The organism is Halomonas sp. AOP27-A1-41, from assembly GCF_052378605.1.
Lineage (GTDB): Bacteria > Pseudomonadota > Gammaproteobacteria > Pseudomonadales > Halomonadaceae > Vreelandella > Vreelandella citrativorans.
In genome coordinates, this window is record NZ_JBQSXT010000002.1 from 38,027 (window position 1) to 60,918 (window position 22,892).

The 22,892-nt window shown below is 52.9% G+C and carries 19 protein-coding genes; 10 read left to right on the top strand and 9 right to left on the bottom strand.

Annotation, left to right across the window (positions count from 1 at the left end):
- Window positions 1-17 precede the first annotated feature (17 nt).
- From ACT3TC_RS02330 to ACT3TC_RS02345, 4 genes are read right to left on the bottom strand one after another with little or no spacing between them, the layout of a single operon-like run.
- The gene (locus ACT3TC_RS02330) at window positions 18-827 is read right to left on the bottom strand and encodes an ABC transporter ATP-binding protein (protein WP_444638978.1); all 810 of its coding nucleotides are present in this window, start codon (window positions 825-827) and stop codon (window positions 18-20) included.
- Entirely contained in the window at window positions 824-1,972 is a 1,149-nt protein-coding gene (locus ACT3TC_RS02335) for a FecCD family ABC transporter permease (protein WP_444638979.1), read from the bottom strand. The genes ACT3TC_RS02330 and ACT3TC_RS02335 overlap by 4 nt, the downstream gene beginning before the upstream one ends.
- 7 nt (window positions 1,973-1,979) lie before the next feature.
- Complete coding sequence (locus tag ACT3TC_RS02340) at window positions 1,980-2,993, bottom strand: FecCD family ABC transporter permease (RefSeq protein ID WP_444638980.1); 1,014 nt, start codon at window positions 2,991-2,993, stop codon at window positions 1,980-1,982.
- 39 nt (window positions 2,994-3,032) lie between these two features.
- A complete protein-coding gene (locus ACT3TC_RS02345) occupies window positions 3,033-3,956 on the bottom strand; it encodes an ABC transporter substrate-binding protein (protein WP_193054481.1) in 924 nt (307 codons plus the stop codon).
- A 423-nt stretch (window positions 3,957-4,379) separates the two neighbouring features.
- Between ACT3TC_RS02345 and ACT3TC_RS02350 the strand changes: the two genes are divergently transcribed.
- The 6 genes from ACT3TC_RS02350 to ACT3TC_RS02375 all read left to right on the top strand — a co-directional run bounded on the left by ACT3TC_RS02350 (window position 4,380) and on the right by ACT3TC_RS02375 (window position 12,747).
- The gene (locus ACT3TC_RS02350) at window positions 4,380-6,437 is read left to right on the top strand and encodes a TonB-dependent receptor domain-containing protein (protein WP_444638981.1); all 2,058 of its coding nucleotides are present in this window, start codon (window positions 4,380-4,382) and stop codon (window positions 6,435-6,437) included.
- A gap of 178 nt (window positions 6,438-6,615) precedes the next feature.
- Window positions 6,616-7,530 carry a LysR family transcriptional regulator gene (locus ACT3TC_RS02355; RefSeq protein WP_444638982.1) on the top strand — a complete coding sequence of 305 codons (915 nt, stop codon included), beginning with the start codon at window positions 6,616-6,618 and terminating at the stop codon, window positions 7,528-7,530.
- A 78-nt stretch (window positions 7,531-7,608) separates the two neighbouring features.
- Complete coding sequence (locus ACT3TC_RS02360) at window positions 7,609-8,502, top strand: AEC family transporter (protein ID WP_172117536.1); 894 nt, start codon at window positions 7,609-7,611, stop codon at window positions 8,500-8,502.
- Between the two features lie 99 nt (window positions 8,503-8,601).
- A complete protein-coding gene (locus tag ACT3TC_RS02365; RefSeq protein WP_444638983.1) occupies window positions 8,602-9,780 on the top strand; it encodes a PQQ-dependent sugar dehydrogenase in 1,179 nt (392 codons plus the stop codon).
- 109 nt (window positions 9,781-9,889) lie between these two features.
- Entirely contained in the window at window positions 9,890-11,335 is a 1,446-nt protein-coding gene (locus ACT3TC_RS02370) for a sensor histidine kinase (protein WP_172117534.1), read from the top strand.
- Window positions 11,336-11,346: 11 nt separating this feature from the next.
- Window positions 11,347-12,747, top strand: a complete 1,401-nt coding sequence (locus ACT3TC_RS02375; protein WP_172117533.1) for a sigma-54-dependent transcriptional regulator — start codon at window positions 11,347-11,349, stop codon at window positions 12,745-12,747.
- Window positions 12,748-13,030: 283 nt separating this feature from the next.
- On the opposite strand, the gene ACT3TC_RS02380 is transcribed toward ACT3TC_RS02375, so the two are convergent.
- The gene (locus ACT3TC_RS02380; RefSeq protein WP_444638984.1) at window positions 13,031-13,438 is read right to left on the bottom strand and encodes a hypothetical protein; all 408 of its coding nucleotides are present in this window, start codon (window positions 13,436-13,438) and stop codon (window positions 13,031-13,033) included.
- A 384-nt stretch (window positions 13,439-13,822) separates the two neighbouring features.
- Between ACT3TC_RS02380 and ACT3TC_RS02385 the strand changes: the two genes are divergently transcribed.
- The 4 genes from ACT3TC_RS02385 to ACT3TC_RS02400 all read left to right on the top strand — a co-directional run bounded on the left by ACT3TC_RS02385 (window position 13,823) and on the right by ACT3TC_RS02400 (window position 18,684).
- A complete protein-coding gene (locus ACT3TC_RS02385; RefSeq protein ID WP_172117530.1) occupies window positions 13,823-15,025 on the top strand; it encodes a quaternary amine ABC transporter ATP-binding protein in 1,203 nt (400 codons plus the stop codon).
- On the top strand, window positions 15,025-15,855 hold the full coding sequence (locus ACT3TC_RS02390; protein ID WP_172117529.1) for an ABC transporter permease: 831 nt from the start codon (window positions 15,025-15,027) through the stop codon (window positions 15,853-15,855). The genes ACT3TC_RS02385 and ACT3TC_RS02390 overlap by 1 nt, the downstream gene beginning before the upstream one ends.
- A gap of 152 nt (window positions 15,856-16,007) precedes the next feature.
- Complete coding sequence (locus ACT3TC_RS02395) at window positions 16,008-16,880, top strand: glycine betaine ABC transporter substrate-binding protein (RefSeq protein ID WP_172117528.1); 873 nt, start codon at window positions 16,008-16,010, stop codon at window positions 16,878-16,880.
- Between the two features lie 160 nt (window positions 16,881-17,040).
- On the top strand, window positions 17,041-18,684 hold the full coding sequence (locus tag ACT3TC_RS02400) for a BCCT family transporter (RefSeq protein WP_192527427.1): 1,644 nt from the start codon (window positions 17,041-17,043) through the stop codon (window positions 18,682-18,684).
- 63 nt (window positions 18,685-18,747) lie between these two features.
- On the opposite strand, the gene ACT3TC_RS02405 is transcribed toward ACT3TC_RS02400, so the two are convergent.
- The 4 genes from ACT3TC_RS02405 to mtgA all read right to left on the bottom strand — a co-directional run bounded on the left by ACT3TC_RS02405 (window position 18,748) and on the right by mtgA (window position 22,884).
- Window positions 18,748-19,473 carry a 3'-5' exonuclease gene (locus ACT3TC_RS02405; RefSeq protein ID WP_444631430.1) on the bottom strand — a complete coding sequence of 242 codons (726 nt, stop codon included), beginning with the start codon at window positions 19,471-19,473 and terminating at the stop codon, window positions 18,748-18,750.
- A 1-nt stretch (window position 19,474) separates the two neighbouring features.
- A complete protein-coding gene (locus tag ACT3TC_RS02410) occupies window positions 19,475-21,385 on the bottom strand; it encodes a putative nucleotidyltransferase substrate binding domain-containing protein (RefSeq protein WP_444631431.1) in 1,911 nt (636 codons plus the stop codon).
- Window positions 21,386-21,514: 129 nt separating this feature from the next.
- Complete coding sequence (locus ACT3TC_RS02415) at window positions 21,515-21,907, bottom strand: DUF4168 domain-containing protein (protein WP_087105327.1); 393 nt, start codon at window positions 21,905-21,907, stop codon at window positions 21,515-21,517.
- A 260-nt stretch (window positions 21,908-22,167) separates the two neighbouring features.
- Window positions 22,168-22,884 carry a monofunctional biosynthetic peptidoglycan transglycosylase gene (gene mtgA / locus ACT3TC_RS02420; protein ID WP_444638986.1) on the bottom strand — a complete coding sequence of 239 codons (717 nt, stop codon included), beginning with the start codon at window positions 22,882-22,884 and terminating at the stop codon, window positions 22,168-22,170.
- Window positions 22,885-22,892: the final 8 nt, after the last annotated feature.

Here is a 22,892-nt window from a genome sequence, read left to right on the forward strand (position 1 = left end):
TTTAGCGAATAATCTTTTTAAGCGGGCTCAGTCGCCCGGCGCACATTAGCCAGTAACGGGCTACCGGTCGCCGGGTCGGAAAGTAACGTGCAGTCGACCTGATACAGCTTGCGCACCAGCTCTGGCGTGACCACATTCGCGGGCGCGCCCTGATCAACAATTTCCCCATCACACATGGCGATCAAGTGGTCCGCGTAGCGGCAAGCGCTGGCTAAATCATGCAGTACCATCACCACGGTGCGACCATGCCCAGCCAAGTGGCGCACCAGTTCAAACACCTCGATCTGGTGGCCTAAATCAAGCGCGGAAGTCGGCTCATCCAGCAGTAAAAGCGGCGTTTGCTGAGCGATGGTCATAGCGATCCACGCACGCTGGCGTTGCCCACCCGAAAGCGCGTCAATGGGGCGATCCGCTAAATCCTCAAGCCCTGCCGCTAAAAGCGCGTGTTGTACCACCCGCTGGTCTTCGGCTGACCATTGCCGCAACCAACCCTGATGCGGCTGACGCCCAAAACGAATCAGTTCCGTTACCGTTAGCCCTTCTGGAGCGATAGCCTCCTGGGGCAGCAGCGCCAACTGCGTGGCGAGTTGGCGAGACGGTAAGCGTTGAATATCTTCACCGTTGAGCAACACGCTACCTTCATCGGGCTTATGCAAACGCGCCAGGCCCGCAAGTAATGTCGATTTACCACATCCGTTAGGCCCTACAATGGCTGTCACTTTGGCACTGGGCAGTGTCACCTCCAGGCCATCGATCACCCGCCGCGTGCCATAACCCATGCTTAATGCGTGAGTGGCTAGTGTGGGCGGGGTTCGAAAATCGTTCATGCGTGACTCCGTTGCGGGCGCATCAAAATCCATAAAAGCCAAGGGCCGCCGATGATGGCGGTGACAATACCAACCGGCAGTTCGATTGGCGACAGTAGCGTTCGTCCCGCAAGGTCCGCTAACACCATCACCAGCGCACCTGCCAGCGTAGCCGCGACTACCGGCACATGGCGCGGAGTGGAAAGCGCACGAGCAATTTCAGGGCCGATTAGCCCCACCATGCCTACGGGCCCCGCCACCGCAACGGCCAAGGCCGTTAAAGCAACCGATAGCAGTAATATTTGGATACGGCGCACGGTAGTGTTGATGCCCAAACCGTTGGCCGTAGCGTCGGAAAACCGCAACACCGTGAGTGAACGTGCCAGCACTAGTGCGGCAACAAAGCCTAGCGCTAAGCCAATTCCCAGCAGTTGGACTGAGCCGCCGGAACGGGCATTGAGGGAACCAACAGTCCAGGGATAAGCAGCATTGGCTGTATCGATAGCCACGCGCGCCAACATCAGTTGCGTGATGGCCCCAAAGATGGCCCCTACCCCAATCCCCGCAACGATAAACCGGTACCCTTGCGTGCCGCTGCCAGCAGCAAGCCCAAAGGTAATAACGGCCGCCGTGGCGGCGCCGGTCAAGGCCATCGCGGAAGGCGCCAGCGATACGCTCATCCCCACAACGGAGGCTACCGCAAAGGCAGTGGCACCGTTATCAATACCAATAATACCGGGCGTGGCCAAGCGGTTACGTGCCAGCGTTTGCATCAAAATACCCGCCAGCGCAAAGGCGCCTCCGGTCAAACAGGCGGCCACAAGCCGCGGCAAGCGTAACTCCTGCACCATAAAACCGGTCATCATATCGCCCTGCCCAGCCAGTGCTTGTACTACATCGCGCGGGTCCAGGGTGACGGTGCCAAGGCTAAGGTAGGTAATGCAGGCGAGCAGCAATGTGACCGCTAACCCACTGTTAACCCAAACGGCTCGCTGCTCAAGCAGAATACTGTAGCCATCGCCTCGGCGCTCGCCCCAGCGCCAGTAGCCCGTTGGCGGCTCTACCGGCTCTTCTTCATAACGCACCATTCCCATATCGGGTGTTCTCGCGACCACAGCCGTGGCGCCCTGTTTTTTGAATTCAGCTTTTAACCAGCGAGGCGTCATAACAAACTCACAACATGGGTAAACGGCGGGCGCGCACAACAGCAATAAGCACAGGCGCTCCGCACAATGCCGTAAGAACACCCAGCGGTAGTTCAGAGGGAGCGACCACCAAGCGGGAAATAACATCGGCCGAGACGACGATTAACGGGCCAATCGGTAAACAAAACCATAGAGTGCGTCGGATATCCGGCCCGGCAAACGCACGTGCAACAAAAGGCACTACCAGCCCGACAAAAATAATAGGCCCGGCAATGGCCGTTGCGGCCCCGACCAAAAGCGCTACGCAAAGTACGACCAATGCACGAATCAGCTGAGGATGATGCCCCAGCCCCGATGCCATCCGCTCCCCGAGCGCTAATGCGGATAAAGGGCGCGCAATCAACACAACCAAAAGCGTGCAAAAGGCGATAGAAGGCAATACGGCTATTAGATCTTCCAGACGACGGCCGGCCAAACTGCCAATCACCCAGAAGCGCACTTCGTCAGCAGAGCGCTGGTCAAACAGCAGCAGTAGCGCGGTCATCGCCCCCAGCAACGCCGAGAAAGCAGCACCGGCCAGCACCAGGCGCACTGGGTCATTGCCCACGCCGCGCCAACGCGCTACGCCCAATACGCAGAGGCAGCCTATCAATGCACCCAACTGCGCAACGGAAATACGCAGGGTGGCCGCACTTGAACCCAGCACTAGCGCCAGCGCAACAGCAAACGCCGCCCCCGCACTGACGCCCAGCAACCCCGGTTCCGCTAGCGGGTTACGCGCAACGGCTTGCAAGAGCGCACCTGAAACACCCAGCGCCATCCCCACCACAACGCCAATCAAGGTGCGTGGTGCGCGCAATCCCCATACCACAAAATGCGCGTCACTGTCTTCGTTACCCAACAGCATAGAGAGCGCTTGTAATGGCGAAACGCTGCCAGCCCCCACCAACAAACTAACGACGCTCACCGCCACTAGGGCGGTGAGCAGGCTTAACAGCAGCGTTCGTTGTTCAAAGCGCTGCGTTAGCGAACTTACTGACATGTTCGTTCCTTCACAGGCGTACCTTGATAGTAAGGACGCTTAAGGCAAGAGCGCTTGTTCGATATCGTTCAAGATGGCCTGAGCGGCCAGCGGCCCTGAGGCGCTGCTCCATACCTGGCCATTCACAGGCACAACGTGTTCTTGTTGCACAACATTCAAACGGGTGAAGGCATTACTCTGTTCGGCAGCCTCCAACGCTTGCTGGCCATCTTCATTGAGCGTGGCAAGAAATAGCCAGTCGCTGTCAATCAGTGAGAGGTTTTCAAGGCTTAATACATCGCTATGGGCACTGCCCTCACTGACCAGGCCTTCGTCTTCCACTATCAGCCCTGTCGAAGCAAGTACGCCAGTTGAAAACAGCTCAGAGGACATGACCATGGGGCCAGCAGGCATCCACCGCACCAGGTAAGCGGTGCCGCCGACATTGGCATCACTCAAACGTTCGTTAAGCTCTGCGGCACGCTGCTCCACCTTTTCAAGCGCTTCATCAATTTCTGCTTCTTTACCCAGCGCCTGACCAAACAGCTGCGTTTCTGCTTTCCAGCTGTCTCGAGAAAAACCGCTTGTTTTAGGGACGACCGTGGGGGCAATACGTGACAGCAACTGGTACTGCTCTTCAGAAAGCTGTGGTGCTGCAAGAATCAGGTCAGGCTGTAAACGAAGTACCGCTTCGATATTGAGTTCACGGGTAACACCGACCATTTCCAGCGTGCTTACATCGGTGTGCTCACCAATGTAAGCCGCGACATCCTTGCTGCCACGCGAAGCAATGGCGCCTATCGGGGTGACACCGGCGGCCAACGATGCGTCTAACGCGCCTTCATATAGCGTTACAACACGCTCTGGCGCATCAGGTACTTCAATTTCTCCAAAAGCAGTCTCCAGCTCTCGGGCTTGCGCATTGGTAATCAAGCTACTCAATAGCACACCGGACAAGCCAAGACGCAGTAACGAACGCAGCATAGTGAATCCCTACTGTTAATTGATTTCTTTAATAGTAACGATTCTCAAAAACAAATGCAGTACTGTTTCACAGAATAACGTGTTCCATTTATGGCAACACCCTACCTTGGCAATCTCCAGGCTTTATTGCACCAGGCTCCCCTTTTCTTTTATTTCGCATTCAAAGACTTTTCTTTTTTTGCCTCCACTCTTCTTTTTCTACCGGGTTTTTCTACCGGGTTAATCGACACAAAAGCATCTGTTACATTCAACACACATAAAATTACAAACGTATACGGTTGCGTACATCACAACGACATGTTCATGGTTTTTTCATCGATTTATGGAACCTTTAACAATAGAATGCAAATCTCATATGAGAACCAGTATCATATGCTAATATATTCATAAAAGCAGAGCGCACTATTATCTCAAGGGAAAAACATGACTTACTTTTCACGTCGCGCCTTGGCCAAGGCTGTCAGTCTGTCTTCAATGGCTATCGCTGCCGCTGCTACCGCCCAGGATAACACTTCGCTTGATACGATGGTGGTAACTGCCTCGGGCTTCGAGCAGTCGATTGCGGATGCACCCGCCAGTATCTCGGTCATCAGCGGTGAAGAGTTGAACCGTCAGTCCTATAGCGATATTACGGATGCGGTAATGAACATTCCCGGTGTCTATGTGACCGGTGGCGGGGAAGCGCAGGACATCAGTATCCGCGGGATGGACAATAGCTACACGCTGTATCTGATTGATGGCCGCCCTGTTTCTGCCGGGCGCGCCGTCAATACCAATGGCCAGGATGAAGGCAAACAGATCGGTCTTCCGCCCATTTCGATGATTGAGCGTATCGAGGTTATCCGCGGCCCCATGTCCTCGCTTTACGGATCGCAGGCAATGGGCGGCGTTATCAACATCATTACCAAGCGCGTGCCGGATGAGTGGTCGGGGCAGGTGACCACTGAGTACACCCACTCCCTCAACGATATTAATAACGACTCACAGCAGGTCAGTTTCTATACCGGTGGCGCTCTGATCGAAGGGCTGCTCGGCTTACGCGTGCATGGTAGCTGGCGCGGCACAGAAGAGAGCGACTACGAAGGCGGTAGCGACAACGCTGAAAGCACGCCTGACAGCGATACACGCCAGATTGGCGCCGAGCTCACTTTAACCCCCGACGAGCTGAACGAATTTAGCGCGGGCTATACCGCTTCCACCAAAGAATTCACTCATACGCCTGGCCGAAGCATTCCAGAAATTGATAGCCGAGGAAACCCTGCCAGCACCAGCACCTATCGATACGATAAGGATGTATTCACGCTGGGTCATAAAGGCACGTACGGCGCCTTTATGACAGATACTTACCTACAGCATGACATCTCAGAACGAGTAAACACCACGCCCGACGAGAAGCGCGAGAAAGTAACGACGTTTAATAGCCAATCGACCTACTTCTGGGGCGATCACATGCTGACCTTCGGCGGTCAGTACCGGGTAGAAGACCTTGTCGATGACACCAATGGACTCATCGGCAACAGCCCTAACGCCATGCGCAGTGTTGATCGCTGGATTGCTGCGCTGTTCATCGAGATGGAGTGGAGTCTTACGGATGCTTTCAGCGTCACAACCGGCATGCGTTACGACGACGATGAGCTATTCGGCGGCCACCTGTCTCCGCGAGTTTATGCCAACTACCATCTGACGCCTGAGTGGACGCTCAAGGGCGGCGTCTCTACCGGTTACTCCCAGCCGGGCCTTGCCGCTGCCACTGAAGGTTTTGGACGAGGCACTGGCGGCAGTGGCTCTCCAGCGCCCCATGCCCGTGCGCTGATCATCGGTAATGAAAATCTCGATCCTGAAACCAGCACCAACTATGAAGCCGGGTTTGTGTTTACCAGCAATGATAGCCGCCTTACTTCAAGTATGATGCTGTTCCACACCCAGTTTGAGGACAAGATCGCCGAAGACCGCTACTGCAACACGGCGGGTGCTGATCGCAATGACCCCTCCACATGGGAATGCCCCTACGCCGGGAACGAGTATGTATTCATCAGCACCTACCGGAATATTGATAAAGCAGAAATACAGGGTGTCGAGTTCTCGCTGGACTATGACGTTACTCAAGATGTTCGCTTACGCTCCAGCTACACCTTTACCGACTCCGAGCAGAAATCAGGTGAGTTTGCAGGCCAACCGTTGAACAAGGTCCCCGAGCATATGTTCAACCTCGTGGTTGATTGGCAAGCCACGCCTGAGTTGAACCTGTGGACACAAGGTAATTATCGCGGCTCCACTAGCGATTATCTGTCGCGCACCAGTATGGATGATGGCACCCCAGGGTATGGTTTTGTCGATGCTGGGTTGGTTTATAGCCTAACGGACCGCGCGCAGGTTAAAGCGGGTATCTACAATATTGCCAATAAAGAAGTGACGAACGATGAGTATGGCGTCGTGCTGGATGGTCGTCAGTATAACTTGGGTCTAACGTTCGACTTCTAAGAACAGCTTAACTGGCAATACATTCTCGATCCTTTTACCCCGTTTAACGCGGGGTTTTTTGTTTTGTTTAACGTGAATTATAACGTTTAGCTGATCGCCAGAACTGTAATGTATATTATTTGCATTCACATTATTAAGTGGCACAATAGACGCTTCTTAATTGACCTGTGGCGCGACCATGTATGACTTTGACGAACTGGCTGCTTTCGCGGATGTAATGGCGACCGGTAGCGTGACACGCAGTGCGCAAAAGCTGGGGTTAGCAAAATCAACACTGAGTCGTCGTATCAGTCAGTTGGAAGCACGGCTTAATCAGCCACTACTACGCCGCCAGGCCAATCGTTTAATTCCTACCGAGGCTGGCCTGCTCTTTCATACGTACTGTACTGAATTGCTCTCGATGGCAAGCCACAGCCAGGAAGCCTTGGCCGAGCTGCGCGAAGAAATTAGTGGCAAAGTCACGCTGGAAATCCATGGGGCCTTGGCGCGAAGCTGGATGGCCCCTGTGGTCAATGCCTTTTTAAACAGTTACCCAAAAGTAGAGCTAGAGCTTCGAACCCGCGAAACACCGCCCACCAAAATGCATAGCAATAGCGTGCATGTATGGCTGGGCTTTACCAATGAATGCGGGCTTAACCAGGAGTGTCTGGGCCATTTAACCCGCGGGTTATATGCCAGCCCACGCTATCTGGCCGAAAACGGGTCACCAACCCATCCTGATGAGTTACCCCAGTACGCCTGGATCGACTTGCTCAACACGGCATCCAACGGACTAACGCTCCATCACGCCAGTTACGGTGATTATCTTTTCGACCCGCCACGCTCGCGCCTGCGCGTCGATTTGACCGCGCTGCATATCGACGCCATTGCGGGCCATCAAGGGATAGGTCTACTGCCCCACTGGTTAGTTAAACGGCGTGAAGAACATCACCCTGGCGAGCTGGTCCCTTGCCTGGTGGGCTGGGAGCCTACGCCGCTGCCCATTAATTTACTTTACGCTTACGGCCACCAACCTCGGCGAACCAACGCGTTGCTTGATTTTTTACGCCAGCACGTTCCCGTGCAGTGGCAACGCACAGCCGTAAACGCTTAACGAATTTTGCGTATTCGCCTTGCCTATTAGCAGGCTCATTAACGACAATAGGCAACCCACGATTGCCAAGGACCGTTAATGCTTGCCGAACTGTTTGCTGTTATGGCCCCCGTACTTGCCGGTGCGGGGTTAGGTTTTTTGTGGATTCGGCTAGGACACCCTTATCCTGTCGATTTTGTTACTCGACTGGTTTTCAACATCGGCACGCCCGCGCTGGTGTTGGCCTCGCTTGCGGGTGCCGACATAGATGCCGACACCTTTGGTCGCACCATGCTGGCGACTGCGCTGGTGATCATCACCATGGGGCTAGCGACCTTTGCTGTTGCCAAGCTGCTGGGCCGTGACTGGCGCGTTCTGCTGTCTCCCATGATGTACCCCAATACCGGCAACATGGGGCTACCGGTGGTTCTTTATGCATTTGGTAGCGCTGGTTTTGCTTATGGCATCACGGTGATGGTAACGGTCTCGCTGTTCCAGTTCACCCTGGGCTCTGTTCTCAACAGCCAAGGCAACCCGCTAAAAACGCTCGTTAAGACCCCGACGGTATATGCCATTTTAATTTCCATGGTGCTGCTGCTAACCGATACCTCACTACCGCCTTGGCTTGGCAACACCGTGGGCCTTATGTCGGGCTTTACCGTACCGTTGATGCTGATCACCTTGGGTGTTTCCTTGGCGAGTATTCAGGTAAAAAGCCTGCGTTCCGGGTTAGGGTTTAGCCTCGTGCGCATACCGTTGGCGGCGGTGGCGGCCTGGTTCATCGCAGGCTGGGTAGGGCTTCCGCCGCTGGCGCAAGGCATTCTCGTTTTACAAATGTGCATGCCCGTGGCGGTGTTTAACTATTTATTTGCCCAGCGTGCCCGGCGTGAGCCAGCCTATGTGGCCAGCCTGGTATTTTGCTCGACCCTGTTAGCACTGATCTACCTACCGATACTGTTAGCACTCCTAATGCCTTCTCTTGGAGGGGAATGAGCCCAATAGGAAAAGTCCCTGCTAGACTGATGATGGCCTTATCACAAGGTTCGCCCCGCTGAGGTTCCCCTTGGGCTCATCACTACAGGAGAATGCGCTATGCACGTGGAACAAAACGCCAAGCCGGTTACTTCATGGCTATCAACCGTTTTGGGCGGACTGCTGCTAACGAGTGCAGCGGGTACGGCGCATGCTGAGGTTGTCCATGAATCTATCGAAACCGAGCATCTAGCCGTCGCCATTGAGCGGGTAGCCTCGGGGTTTGAACACCCTTGGGCGGTGGCATTTCTTCCGGATGGCCGCCTCCTGGTGAGCGAGCGCAACGGGCAACTAAATCTGGTGGATTCGCGCAGCGGTGAATACCAGGCGCTGGAGGGCATGCCAACGGTCAATCATCATGGCCAAGGTGGCCTGCTTGACGTGGTACTGCACCCGGATTTTGCAGACGGCAGCGGCGAACACGACTGGATTTACGTTACCTGGAGGAAACCTGACGCTAACAACAGTCGTACAGCGCTTTCGCGTGTTTACTGGCAAGATGACCAATTAGGCGATGTAGAGCATCTGTTTGAGCAGGATCGTGCCTCGGCTCCCGGTCGCCATTACGGCTCACGCCTGGCCTGGTTAAACGATGGTACGCTGCTTATGAGCGTTGGCGACCGGGGTTCGGAGCCTTCCAGAGCGCAGGCGCGCGATGACCACGCAGGCTCTACGCTGCGTTTGACCGAAACAGGCGGCGTGCCGGAAAACAACCCGTTTGTGAATGATGCCCGCACCCGAGATGAGATTTACTCGCTGGGTAATCGTAATATTCAAGGTATGACCGTATTGAAAAACGGTGAGCCGTGGGTATCAGAACATGGCCCGCTCACGGGTGATGAGCTGAATCACATCAAGGCAGGTACTAATTACGGCTGGCCTGACGTAACGCTCGGCAACGATTACGCTACCCAACAACCCATGGGCGAAAAGTCGCTGCCAGGCATGGAAGACCCGAATTATGACTTTGAAGGACGTTTTGCACCATCCGGCTTAGCCGAAGTCAGAGGAAGCACGTTTAACGCTTGGGAAGGCAACCTGCTCGCAGGTGGTTTAAGCAGTGAACAGCTGCTACGCCTCACTCTTAATGGCGATGAAGTTACTGAAAGTGAGCGTATTCTTGATGGTCATATTGGCCGTATTCGTGATGTGCGCCAAGGCCCAGACGGTGCCATTTACTTGCTAACCGATGAGCGCCAAGGCAGCCTTTATCGACTACTGCCTGCAGAATCCCCTTAATCCGGCGATTCTTTGATGGCCCCTACGTTCATAACTCTATTCATCAACCGCCGTTTCTACTGATAATGCTTTTCACTGATGAAACGCTTAATGCCACCATGGAAGCAGCATGCGACTTCGTAATTTAATTATCATCACCGTCATCGTACCGCTGTTTGTTGTATTGGTGGTGTTCAGCTTAGTGGCCATAAAATCGCTGGAAGACAATGTTCGCTCCAAATTGCAAACGGAAGTCGAGATCATTACTCGGGCGCTTAGCACCTCACTGAGTGGTGCGGTCTCCCGAGACAGCCCCACACCGCTAGAAGAAGCGCTGCAATCGGCATTTTCGTTCCATCGAATTTATGGCGCTTACGTCTTTGACCTTCAGGGGCGCGAAGTTTACGGGCTGGGCTTAGGTAAAGATCTTTTCTCTCCCGAAGAGATCCGTCAGGTGATTGAGCAGGATGACCTTTACAGCAATTACCGCCAGTATGATGGCTGGACCTATTACTCGGCCATCATCCCACTACGCACCCAGGATGGCACCGTTCATGGTGCACTTCAGGTTAACCGCTTAAATACCGGCATCGAAAATTACACCGGGTTTATAAGCATTGTGGCGGTTCTGGTGTTTGTCATTGGCGCAGCTGGCATCGTCTTTAGCATTTGGTGGGGGTTTAGGCGCTATATTGAACGTCCGCTTAATCGTTTATTGCACGTTATGCTACTGGTGGAAGACGGTGATCGTAGCCAGCGTGCGACGATAGACGGCCCGGCTGAGTATAGTCGGCTTGCCTCAGGCTTAAATGGCATGCTCGATGCCATGGCTGAAAAAGATCACGATATTGAAGAGCGTCAACAGCGTGAAATTGAGCTTGAAAAGCGCCTGCGTAAATCCAAAAAACTGGCAGAGCTGGGTGTTCTTGCAGCCGGCGTCGCCCACGAAATTGGCGCCCCCCTTACGGTTATTAACGGCCAGGCCCAGCGGCTAGCTCGCCGAAACGTCATTGGCGATGAGGAACGGGCGAAACTTGTCCGTATTCGTGGCGAAGTTGAGCGAATTGTCGAAATAGTTCGTCAATTAATGGAATTAGGCCGACAGCATAATGTCGAAAAAGGCGAGCTGGCGCTTGATCGGTTAATTCAAAATGCCAGCGATTTAGTAGAAGAGGAGCTTGAACCGCGAAATATCCGGTTGGACATCCATCTTCCCTCGCCCACGCCTCATTTACTGGCGAACGAACAGCAAATCGTTCAGGTGCTTACCAATCTACTGCGTAATGCAGCGCAAGCACCTAACGTAAGCCATATTCGCGTACGCGTACGTACGCATGATCATGAATTAACGCTCTATGTAGAAGACGATGGCCCAGGCATCCCTGCTAGCAACCATCAGCACGTTTTTGACCCATTTTTCACTACCAAACCGGTGGGTCAAGGCAGTGGCTTGGGGCTCTCCATGGTGCACCGTATTATTAATGACCACGGCGGTACGATTGGTGTGTTTGACAGCGCTCTTGGTGGCGCTGGATTTGAAATCACACTTCCACTTAGTGAAACCGCATCCGCTTGAGGACAACATTTGTGACCCATCAGGAACATCCTTTACCTTTGCTGGTAGTGGAAGATGACCCCGCTATCCGAGAGCTTTTAGAAGAAGAGTTGAACGATGCGGGCTATCAAACGCTTGGCGTGCCCAGCGCTGAAGAGGCCATTGCCCTACTAAGCCATACCCCTGTGGCCATGATGATTACCGATGTACGCCTGCCAGGAATGACGGGCATTCAGTTGCTGCAGCAAATTCGTCAAAGTGGCAGCGAATTGGGGATCATCGTTATTACCGCTTTTGGCACTATCGATCAGGCCGTTGAAGCGCTCAAGCTTGGCGCCAACGACTTCCTGACCAAGCCACTTGACCTTGATGCTATCCGTGAGGCGGTCTTTCGGGTGCTGGAGCGCCAGCGTCTATCGCTTTCACACGATACAGAACTCAGCCACTTTCACGGTATTGTGGGCAAAAGTAATGTTATGCAGTCGCTGTTTCATGACGCATCGCGATTGGCTAAAAGTAACGCCCCCATTCTTATTTTGGGAGAAAGCGGTACCGGCAAGGAGCTTTTGGCGCGCGCCATTCATCAGGAAAGCCCTCGCCATGAGGCCCCTTTTATCCCCGTCAACTGCGCCAGCATACCTGCTGAGCTGATGGAAAGTGAGTTTTTCGGCCATGTGAAAGGCGCCTTTACCGGGGCCAATGAAGCGCGCAAAGGGCTTTTTCATACCGCTCAAGGTGGCAGCCTGTTTTTGGATGAGATAGGCGAAATGCCGATCAACCTCCAGGCCAAACTGCTCCGGGCGCTTCAGGAAAAAACCGTGCGTCCGGTCGGCGGCGAGCGCGAAGAAGCTGTGGATGTGCGCATCATCGCGGCAACCCACCGCAACCTGGACAAAGAGATTGAGCAGGAGAGTTTTCGTAGCGACTTGTTTTATCGTCTGGAAACCTTTTCACTGCGCATTCCTCCCCTGCGTGAACGGGGCAGCGATATTGAACATCTGATTTTTGCGTTGATTGATAAACATGCGGAAGCGCAAAACAAGCAGATTGAGCAAATTGAGCCCGAGGCACTCAACAGCCTGCTGAATTACACCTACCCCGGTAACGTCCGCGAATTGGAAAACGCCATTATGCGAGCGGTAACGCTCAGTGAAGAGGGTCTTTTGCAGCACCAGGATTTACCCGAACGCTTACGCGAGAATTCTCATCCGGAAGCTGGTGCCGAGATCACGCCGACGTTAAGCGGAGAAGTACTGCCAGGGGCACAGTTACCGACGCCCTCGCCCACTCGATGGCCTAGCCTGGAGGAAGTGGAAAAGCGCTATATTCGAAAAGTGCTCGAAGCGACAGGAGGCAACAAACGCCGAACAGCGGAGCTTTTGGGTATCGCTCGACGCACACTCTATCGCCGTCTTGAAGATAGCGAAGAGTAGATCAACAGGACCAGTTCAATCGGACTAGACCAACAGGACTCTGTATGAAAAGGCCAACAACAGTGCCTTGATGCGTGTTTTATCGACATAGCCAGGCGCTTCTACGATGCAAGCGTCTGGCTGCGGTAGCGCGGGTACACGGCTAGCGACCCTCAGTAGCATCATACTTCAGCGCAAAAAAAACCCTCGCAGGCGCGAGGGTAAAGATGATAAACCGTGTGGAGCAGCCGCAGGGAACGAACAGCTGAAGCGGCTTATCATCGTAGGGAACAGTACGTAGGTATTAGCCGTTAGTTAACTCATCATCATTTTCTTCATCGGCGACACCTGGCATGGGATCTGTACCTTCACCAAAACCGGGCTCTTCTTCAACATCCTGGGTACGCGCCTCATCTTCAGGCTGGACTGACTCTTGCGGGACAATTGCTTCACCGTTATCTGCTGAGTCCATGCTTGCTGGATCAGCGGGATCTGCGGTTTGATCCACTGAGGAGGGCTCTTGGGTCATGGTGGCATCCTGCTCAACGTCAGGTGCTGCACTTTGCTCCATGGTTTCAGGCTGTTGGGCAGGCGGCAATTCTTCTTCATTGTCACCACAGCCAGCAAGCAAGAGGACACTGGCAGCAGTTGCGATCATGCACAAAGAAAGTAGACGTGGGCGCTTCGCTTTTACATCCGCGTGCTTATTCATAAAATTCATCTCCTTGAAACCTGCAAAAAACATCCTGAATCACTATCCTAAACCAAGCACACATCAAGCCAACTCAATGAATTATTAAAAATAATAATTAAAATCAACATCTTAAAAGAAACAATCACTATTAACAATCAACCACGCGTGGGCGCAAAATGACACATGTGGCATTTCTTGACCGCGCTTAAAGAGGCGTTGTGACACAACCCTCTCATTTATGTATAATATTTTTTAATAAATATACAACCATATACTGTTTTTTCATTATGAATGCTTTGTGTGGCTGCTTTATATAGAAGGTGGCGCTGCTTTTATGTAAATGGCGGCAAATCAGAAAGAGCAACCATACAAAGCGCCTCATACACATAAAAGGCATCGCCTATGGATGAGCAACGTCCTGTTAAAATTAGAGTCCGAGGCTTAAGTAAGGTCTTTGGTAAACAACCTCGAAAAGCATTAGAGCTACGCGACCAGGGTCTTAAACGTCCAGAAATCCTTGAACAAACAGGCCAGACACTCGGCCTTTCCAACATATCCTTCGATGTTTATGAAGGTGAACTCCTCGTCATCATGGGCCTTTCGGGCTCAGGCAAATCGACACTGATCCGCTGTCTTAATCGCCTGATTGACACAACGGAAGGTGAGATCATCATTGATGATGAAAACATCCCCACCCTGAGTGAAAAAGCGTTACTGGAGTGCCGGCGCCGCCATTTCTCGATGGTCTTCCAAAATTTTGCGCTGTTTCCGCATCGCACGGTGCAAAAAAACGCAGAGTTTGGCTTGGAAATACGCGGCATTGATAAAGCCGAGCGTCATAAAATCGCCCATACCGCCCTTAAACAGGTGGGTCTGGAAGGCTGGGAGAACGCGTATCCCCACCAGCTTTCAGGGGGAATGCAGCAGCGCGTTGGCCTGGCCCGCGCACTGGCTAACGATGCCAGCGTACTGTTAATGGATGAAGCATTTTCAGCGCTTGACCCCTTGATTCGTAAGGACATGCAACTGGAACTTTTGCAGCTCCAAGCCAAAATGCAAAAGACCACGGTCTTCATTACCCACGATTTGGATGAAGCGCTGAATATCGGTGATCGAATCGTGCTGCTTAAAGATGGCGAAGTCGTCCAAATTGGCACTCCTGAAGAAATTCTGACCCAACCTGCGGATGATTATGTGCGTCGGTTTATCGAAGGGGTCGACCGCTCGCGTGTACTAACGGCCGAGAGCGCTATGCGCCCACTGCGTAGCACCGCGCGTGACAGTGATGGCCCGCGCACGGCACTTCACCGCATGCGGGACCACGCAATTGACTCTATCTACGTAACTGACCGTGACCGCCGTCTGCTCGGGCTACTGGAAGCCGAGTCCGCGAGTACGGCGATCAAGGAAGGCGCCGAAAAAATCGCCGACTACCTGACTCAGGACTTCCGCAAAGTGTCCCCCGACGAGCCGTTGCAGAACCTGTTCGCCATGTTTAGTGAAAAGAGCTTTCCTATTGCCGTGGTAGATGAACAGCAACGCCTTCTGGGCGTTGTGGTGAAAGGCGCGGTACTGGATGAATTGGCACGAGCAGGAGAACCGTAATGGACATTCCCCGTATCCCGCTAGGCAGTTGGATCGAAGGTGGCCTCACTTGGCTAACCAGCGAATACTCTGTGGTTACTCGCGGCATTTCACGCTTTACCCAAACCGGGATTAACAGCCTGAATGATGGGCTGATGTGGCTACCGGAGTGGGCACTGCTGGCCATTATTGCCCTGCTTTGCTGGAGGCTTGCGGGCCCGCGCTTGGCACTGGGGGCGGTCCTTGGCTTGGCATTAATCTGGAACATGGGCCTTTGGGGACCCATGATCGAGACGTTAACGCTGGTGGTGATCGCAACCGTCGTTGCCGTTGTCATTGCACTGCCTATCGGCATTACCGCGGCCTTATCGGAACGCCTTTATCGCTTGTTCATGCCGCTGCTGGATTTTATGCAGACCATGCCTGCGTTCGTCTATCTGATACCGGCCATTCCCTTTTTCGGCATTGGTTCTGTGTCCGCCATTTTTGCCACGGTTATCTTTTCCATGCCGCCCGCCATTCGCTTTACGACGCTCGGCATTCGTCAGGTACCTACAGAGTTAATAGAAGCTGCGGATGCTTACGGCGCTACTCGAAGCCAGAAACTATTTAAAGTGCAGCTACCGCTCTCGTTACCTACTGTGATGGCGGGCATTAACCAAACGATCATGCTAGCGCTTTCCATGGTGGTTATTGCCGCGATGATAGGTGCCGATGGGCTAGGCAGCGAAGTATGGCGTGCAATACAGCGCCTGCGCCCAGGCGACGGCTTTGAAGCCGGTATTGCCGTTGTTATTCTGGCCATGCTGCTTGACCGTTTAACGCAGTCGTTACGCAAGACCTCAAGGTAAGCTGACTGAAATACCCAACGACAACGAGAAAATGAGAAGTAGCTTGATGGGGTGTTAGCCCCTTTGACTTGATGAGCTTTATTTTCACGACCATGCTGAATTGCCTAACATGATGTTATGTTAAGGCAAACAATACAAAAGGGAGCAAGTGAATGAAAACACGTATGCTAAATCGTCGTATCCGTCTGGCCTCTGCCGCATTGATTGCAGGTACTGGGTTAGTCGTAGGCAGTGCCGCTCAGGCGCAGGATCAAGGCACCATCAATCTTGCGTATGTTGAATGGTCGTCAGAAGTAGCCTCCACTAACGTCGTTGCTGCGGTGTTGGAGCAGGCTGGCTACGAAGTAGACATGACTTCGCTTTCCGCAGCGGCCATGTTCCAGGCACTTTCAACCGGTGACGCCGATGCGATTGTTGCCGCATGGCTGCCAACAACGCACGCTGAGTACATGGAGCGCATTGGTGACCACGTCGAAGACTTGGGCCCCAACCTGGACGGCACCAAACTGGGGCTCGTCGTACCGTCTTACACAGACGTTGACTCGATTGCCGACCTTAATAGCAACGCAGACCTCTTTAACAGTGAGATCATCGGTATAGATCCTGGTGCAGGCCTGATGGGCTTGACGGAGCAAGTTGTCGATACCTATGACCTTGATCTTCGCCTGCGCAGTGGCAGCGATGCCACGATGGTGGCAGCGCTTAGCAACGCCATTAATAATGAAGAAGATATCGTGATCACTAGCTGGACGCCCCACTGGATGTTTGCACGCTGGGACCTTAAATACCTGGAAGACCCAGAAAACGTGTTTGGAGGCGCTGAGCAAATTCATACCGTTGTACGTAACGGCTTTGCCGATGAAATGCCAGAAGCCTACGCGATTCTCAATGCATTCGAATGGACCCCAGAACAGATGGGTGAAGTAATGCTGATGAATCAGGAGGACGGAAGCGACCCTTACGAGAACGCCAAGAAATGGGTCGAAGAAAACCAGGATGTGGTTGAGCAATGGCTAAATAGCTAATCACTATCCACCACTGTGCCGACGTCAGTTGATACTGGGGTCGGCACCTTTGTTTGCACTTACAAAACAGTTCCAATAAAACAGCAATACAATGCTTGTTAATATATAGTTAAGCAAAACGACACTACGCGTGTTTTCTAATTAAAACGGAGAGGTACTCGTGGATAAACAAGAGCCCAATAGCTCCCCTGAGGAGCCAAAATCCCCTGAAGGCATACCCGCTCCCGATGGGGCGGCAAACCTGATCGATACCGACTACGTTGTTGGTCAGGACAACATTACGACCAATAAAATGGGCTTTGACCTTGACCTGCACGGCAAGGTGTTTAGCATTTCAGCGATTATTGTACTGCTATTCGTGGTCTTGACGCTGGCGCTGCAAGACACCATTGCGCCGGTATACGATTCCATTTTCAACTTCCTAACCGGCAACCTGTCCTGGTTTTTTATCACGGCTGCCAACATATTCGTTATTTTATGTGTTGGTTTGATTTTCTCCCCGTTGGGTAAAATCCGCCTTGGTGGCGTCGACGCCAAACCGGATTACACCTATATGGGCTGGTTCTCTATGCTGTTTGCCGCTGGCATGGGCATTGGCTTGATGTTCTTTGGCGTAAATGAGCCACTTACCCACTTCGGCACCGCCTTTGATGGCAGTAATTGGGCACCGCTTGGCGGCGCCGAAGGCAACGCTGCAGCAGCCACATCGCTTGCCATGGCAGCCACCATTTACCACTGGGGCCTGCACCCTTGGGCGATTTACGCCATCGTGGCACTTTCGCTGGCCCTGTTCTCGTTCAATAAAGGCTTGCCGCTTTCAATGCGCTCGGTGTTTTACCCCATTTTGGGTGAGCGCGTTTGGGGCTGGCCAGGCCATGTGATCGATATTCTGGCGGTGTTTGCATCGCTGTTTGGTTTGGCTACGTCACTAGGCCTAGGTGCCAGCCAGGCGGCAGCGGGGCTTTCGTATTTGTTTGGCGCGCCTGAAAGCGATGTCACGATGATTCTATTGATCGTCGGCATTACCCTGGTGGCGATTGCATCCATTGTTGCTGGTGTTGATAAGGGCGTGCAACTGCTCTCCAAGATCAACATCGCCATGGCGGCGTTGCTACTGTTCTTTGTGATTGCGGTAGGCCCGACTCTGTTCATCGCGACGGGCTTCTTTGAAAACCTGTGGAGCTATGCGACTCACTTCACCGCGCTTTCAAACCCGTTCGGCCGTGAAGATGCTAACTTCAGCCAAGGCTGGACGGCCTTCTACTGGGCATGGTGGATCTCCTGGTCTCCTTACGTCGGCATGTTTATCGCCCGCGTATCACGCGGCCGTACGGTTCGAGAGTTTTTGATTTCCGTACTTATTATCCCCTCAGTAGTATCGGTACTTTGGATGACGACCTTTGGCGGCACCGCCATTGATCAATATGTAAGCCAGGGTATTAGCACCGTGCGCGATGCGGGCGTCGACCTTCAGCTGTTCCTGATGCTGGAGCAATTGCCACTGGCACAAATCACCTCTTTCGTGGCGATTTTGCTGGTCATCATCTTCTTTGTCACCTCCTCCGACTCAGGCTCGCTTGTGATTGACTCCATCACTGCGGGCGGCAAAGTGGATGCCCCCACACCGCAACGCGTGTTCTGGGCGATCATTGAAGGCGCCATTGCCATTGCGCTGCTGCTGGGCGGCGGCCTTACGGCGCTACAAACCATGGCCGTTTCCACCGGGTTCCCGTTTACCATCATCCTACTGGTGGCGTGCTACGCGATCGTCAAAGGTTTGATGAGCGAACCAAAAGCAGTGTAATTAATCGGTACGCATGACCAAAACGGGCAGCCCAAGGGCTGCCCGTTTTTTATTAGTACCGTGCTAACACCAAATATTTTTTAAAGGCGTATCTGGCTGATAATGGGTGGCGATTTGTGCCTGGAGAAGCTCTGCCGTTGCCAATGCATCGACCAGCGCATGATGCCCCTGGTAGGCAGGCAAACCATAGCGGGCACGGCTAGCGTTTAAACGTATTGAAACCGGGGGGCGTCCCAACCAGCGGCGAAAACGTGCCCATAACGTTTGTCGATGTATCCTCGCCTCAAGCGACATCGTATCGATCATCGGGAACATCACCCCCTCGCCACGCCGTGCTTTAATCGCCGTATCCAGGAAGGGCCGCTCAATATTGCGAAAGTGAACCACGACCAAATGGCCCGCAAGCGTGTCCAACAGCTCATCCAGCACCATGTCCAAATCCGGGGCATCTGCCACCTCGGAATGGGTAATATGGTGGAAAGCTATCGATGATTCAGACAGCGTTCTGGTGGGCTTGACGACCCAATAACGGCGCTCCGCGAGCTTGATACGATCCAGTGTAAACGGCACGACGCCCATACTGACAATAGCATGGCGCCGCTCATCTAAACCGGTGGTTTCCAAATCCAGTGCAACCATCGGCACGTCAGCAATGGGGGTATCACCAGAAGGCAGTGATGTGGCAAAAAACCGCTGGATAGCAGGGTCTTTCGCCTGGCGCTCACGCTGCGCCATATAGTCAATCCAGTCGGGCTGGGTGATGCGGTGACGCGGGCGAATGCCTAGCATGTTAGTGCCTCTGCCGTTGAGCGGGCACCGGGTAACGGAACTTTAAAAATTTCTGAGCATTGCTAAGCACATGGAAAGCATCTTTCAGCGTATGCCGCTCGCTGTCCTCTACATTTTCAGGCTCAATATTGTTATCTGGCTCTCGGTCTTCCTGAATATCGATCATCTGGTGGCGCAACCGCGTCATACATAAAAACTCAAACGCATAGCTCAGCTTATCGCTAACACCTGGAGCTAAAAGCTGGGTATCGCTTATATCTTTTAGTCGCTGAAACGTATTTTGCGCTTTGGAACCACACGCCAGCGCATGGATACGGATTAGGTCAACCATCGGTGCTGTGCCACGGCGTTTCAGGTTAATTGAATTGTTATGCTTGCCATCCTTTTCCATGACAAAGGTACGGAAGAAGCCAAGCGGCGGCGTACGGTTCAACGCGTTACGCGCCATTGCCGCTAAAAACAACGGCGACTCAGCGGCTCTACGAGCAATTAGATCCTGTAGCGTTTCAACAAAATGTTCTTCGCCATAGATGCTATCAAGGTCAAAGAAGATCGAACTCTGCAGCAGCTTTTTAGGCGTCGGATTGGAAATCCAATCTTCAAAATAGCTTTTCCAAACGCCCAGCGGCTGACGCCACTCTTGATTGGTGGCCATGATATCGCCTTTGCAGTAGGTGTAACCACAGGCATCCAGCCCATCGCTAACAAACTTGGCCAGCGCATAAAAATAGGCGTCATGCTCTTCAGGGATAAAGTCATCAGACAAAATGAGCGCATTATCCTGGTCAGTCACAATGCTTTGTTCATTGCGTGCCATTGAGCCATTAACCATAAAACAGTAAGGCACCGGCGGTGGCCCCAGCTCAGCTTCGGCCAGTTCCAGCAAGCGCCGGAAGAAGCTACGCCCCACCGTTGAAAGCGCGCTGCCCACCATTTGCGAGTTAGCGCCCTCCTGAACCATTCGGACAAAGGACGCTCGAACATCGGGTGCCAGTTTGGCAAGCCCTTGTGTGCTGGACTGATTGAAAACATTGCTGACCAGGTAGAGTCCGCTATGCGTTTCATAGCGAATAATATCGGAAAGGTGCACCACGCCAACAGGCCGCTGCCGATACAGCACCGGCAAGTGATGAACATTGTTGCGCAGCATGGTCAGCATGGCCTCATATATCGACGCATCCGACTGTATGGTAATCAAATGAGAGGACGCGACATCGCCAATCGCGGTTTGCGGTGAAAGCCCCTCTGCCACGACCCGGGTTCTAAAGTCACTATCGGTAAAAATACCCACCATTTTCCATTTGGCGCCCTCGCTGTCTTGAAAACTGTAGCGCGGGCTGCCGGTACATTGGGTGAGCACAATGGCCGCTGATGCCTGGGCGTCGTTAATTTGCTGGGCAACCTGTTGAAGGCTGGTGGTGGATGCCACCATGACGGGATAGCGGGTCACCAGTTTGCGAATACGCGTGACCATCATATCGTTCGACTTTTTTTGTTGCTCGGCAACCGTTTCAAGCCGGGGCCGTTCAAGCTCTACAAAGTCAGCAAAGTCATCATCCTCTTCACATAAGCGCTGAAAGACATCGTTGGGAATAAAATAGATCAGTGTGTCTTCAATCGCCTGAGCCGGAAAGCGTACTTTGTGATTTCGCAATAAGCTAAAGTGGCCAAAAATATCCCCTTCGCCCAACCGGTTATAAAGCTCGCCCTGGCGGCGATACACCTCAACAGCGCCACTTCTTATAAAGCACAGCTCACTAACGGTGTCATTTAACTCCAGGATATCGCTGCCCGTTTTGAAATAGCTGACCTCAACGCGCTCGGCAATCGCATCAAGCAGCTCATCCGAGAGACCATCAAAAGGAGGAAACTGGCCCATAAACTGGCGTATTTCAAGTAGTTCTACGTCCATGTGATCTCCCAAGACGTGTCTAATAGATAAGCCGAGTTTGGCTCGGTTCATCACTACCGTAAACCCTGGACGCAAAAAAAGCCCGACACCAAGGTGTCGGGCTTTGCTGGTGTATCAGCTAGTGATGGCTTAGGACTGGCTTGCCATCTCTTGAACACGCTGCATCATTTCCGGATCTTGCTGGATAGACTGACCGATAGCATTGAAGGTATCGACATCCAAGCCACTGTCTTCAACTACTTCGATCATACGATCGTTAGCTTCGGCGCGAACTTCCTGTTGGGCTGACTCATCTCCTGCTTCCTGCAGACGCTGTGTGTACTCTTGCGAGATCACGGCGATTTCTTGAGAAGCATCGGCGAACTGCTGTAGCTGCTGGTCAGAAAAATCCTGGGCGGGTGCTGCTTGCTGAGTAGCCATGGGATCCTGAGCCGGGTCCTGCGCTTGCTGGGCGTTGGCAGTAGATGCCATTAAGCCAGTGGCGAGCAGGGCAGCAGAGAATAGAGCAGTTATACGTTGCATAGTAAGAAACCTCATTGACGCGGTATGAATGTGGTAGGTGTGACGCAAGGATTCAGCACAGGTTCAATTTTTTAAGTAAGAGAACGTAACAAAATGAAGTTATGACAATAACAACATGCACAAAAAATATTAAAAAAGCTTATATTCAATCACTTATATAAAAAACACTGCTATCATTTTGAACAACATTAGCGCACTTTTATTTATAAAAAGAAGCGTATCAAGGGAAGAAGATGGCTTTAGCTCTTTAATCCAGCCTTCTATAGCCGTTCCAGGTAACCTACTCCGCCTAGGTTATGCATCTGTTGACGTACCCATTGGCTACGCCTTTCCACTTGGGCGTCAGGTCGAGAGGCGCTGCGGGTACGTGGACTGGGGAGGATGGCCGCGAGCAGGCTTGCCTGGCGCTCCGTCATCGCTCCGCCGGAGGCGCCAAAATAGTGTTGCGCTGCGGCTTCCAGGCCAAACACGCCGCTATCCCATTCAGCGATATTCAGATACACCTCAAGAATACGCTGTTTGCTCCAGAAAATTTCAATCAACAGCGTGAACCAGGCCTCTAACGCTTTGCGCGTCCAACTGCGCCCGCTCCACAAAAAAACATTTTTGGCTGTTTGCTGACTCAGTGTGCTGGCGCCGCGCAAACGGCCGCCATCACGACTGGTCTCCCAGGCGCGTCGCAACTCAACAAGGTCAAAGCCTCGATGCAGAGGGAAGCGCTGGTCTTCAGCAGCAATCACTGCCAACTTGGCATTGCTGGATAAATTGTCCCAACTTCGCCACTGATGCTGAATGCGAATAGGCTCGCTGTTTACCCAGCTCTGTATTTTGCGCTCCACCATGATCATGGAGCCTGGCAAGGGCACAAAACGAAACAGAATGACCAGCGCCACAGAAAGGAGCACAAAAACCAGCACGCCGCGCCACACAAGACGCCATAGCTGACGAAGAAAGCGGCTCAGCGTACGTTTAAGCATCGTTATCC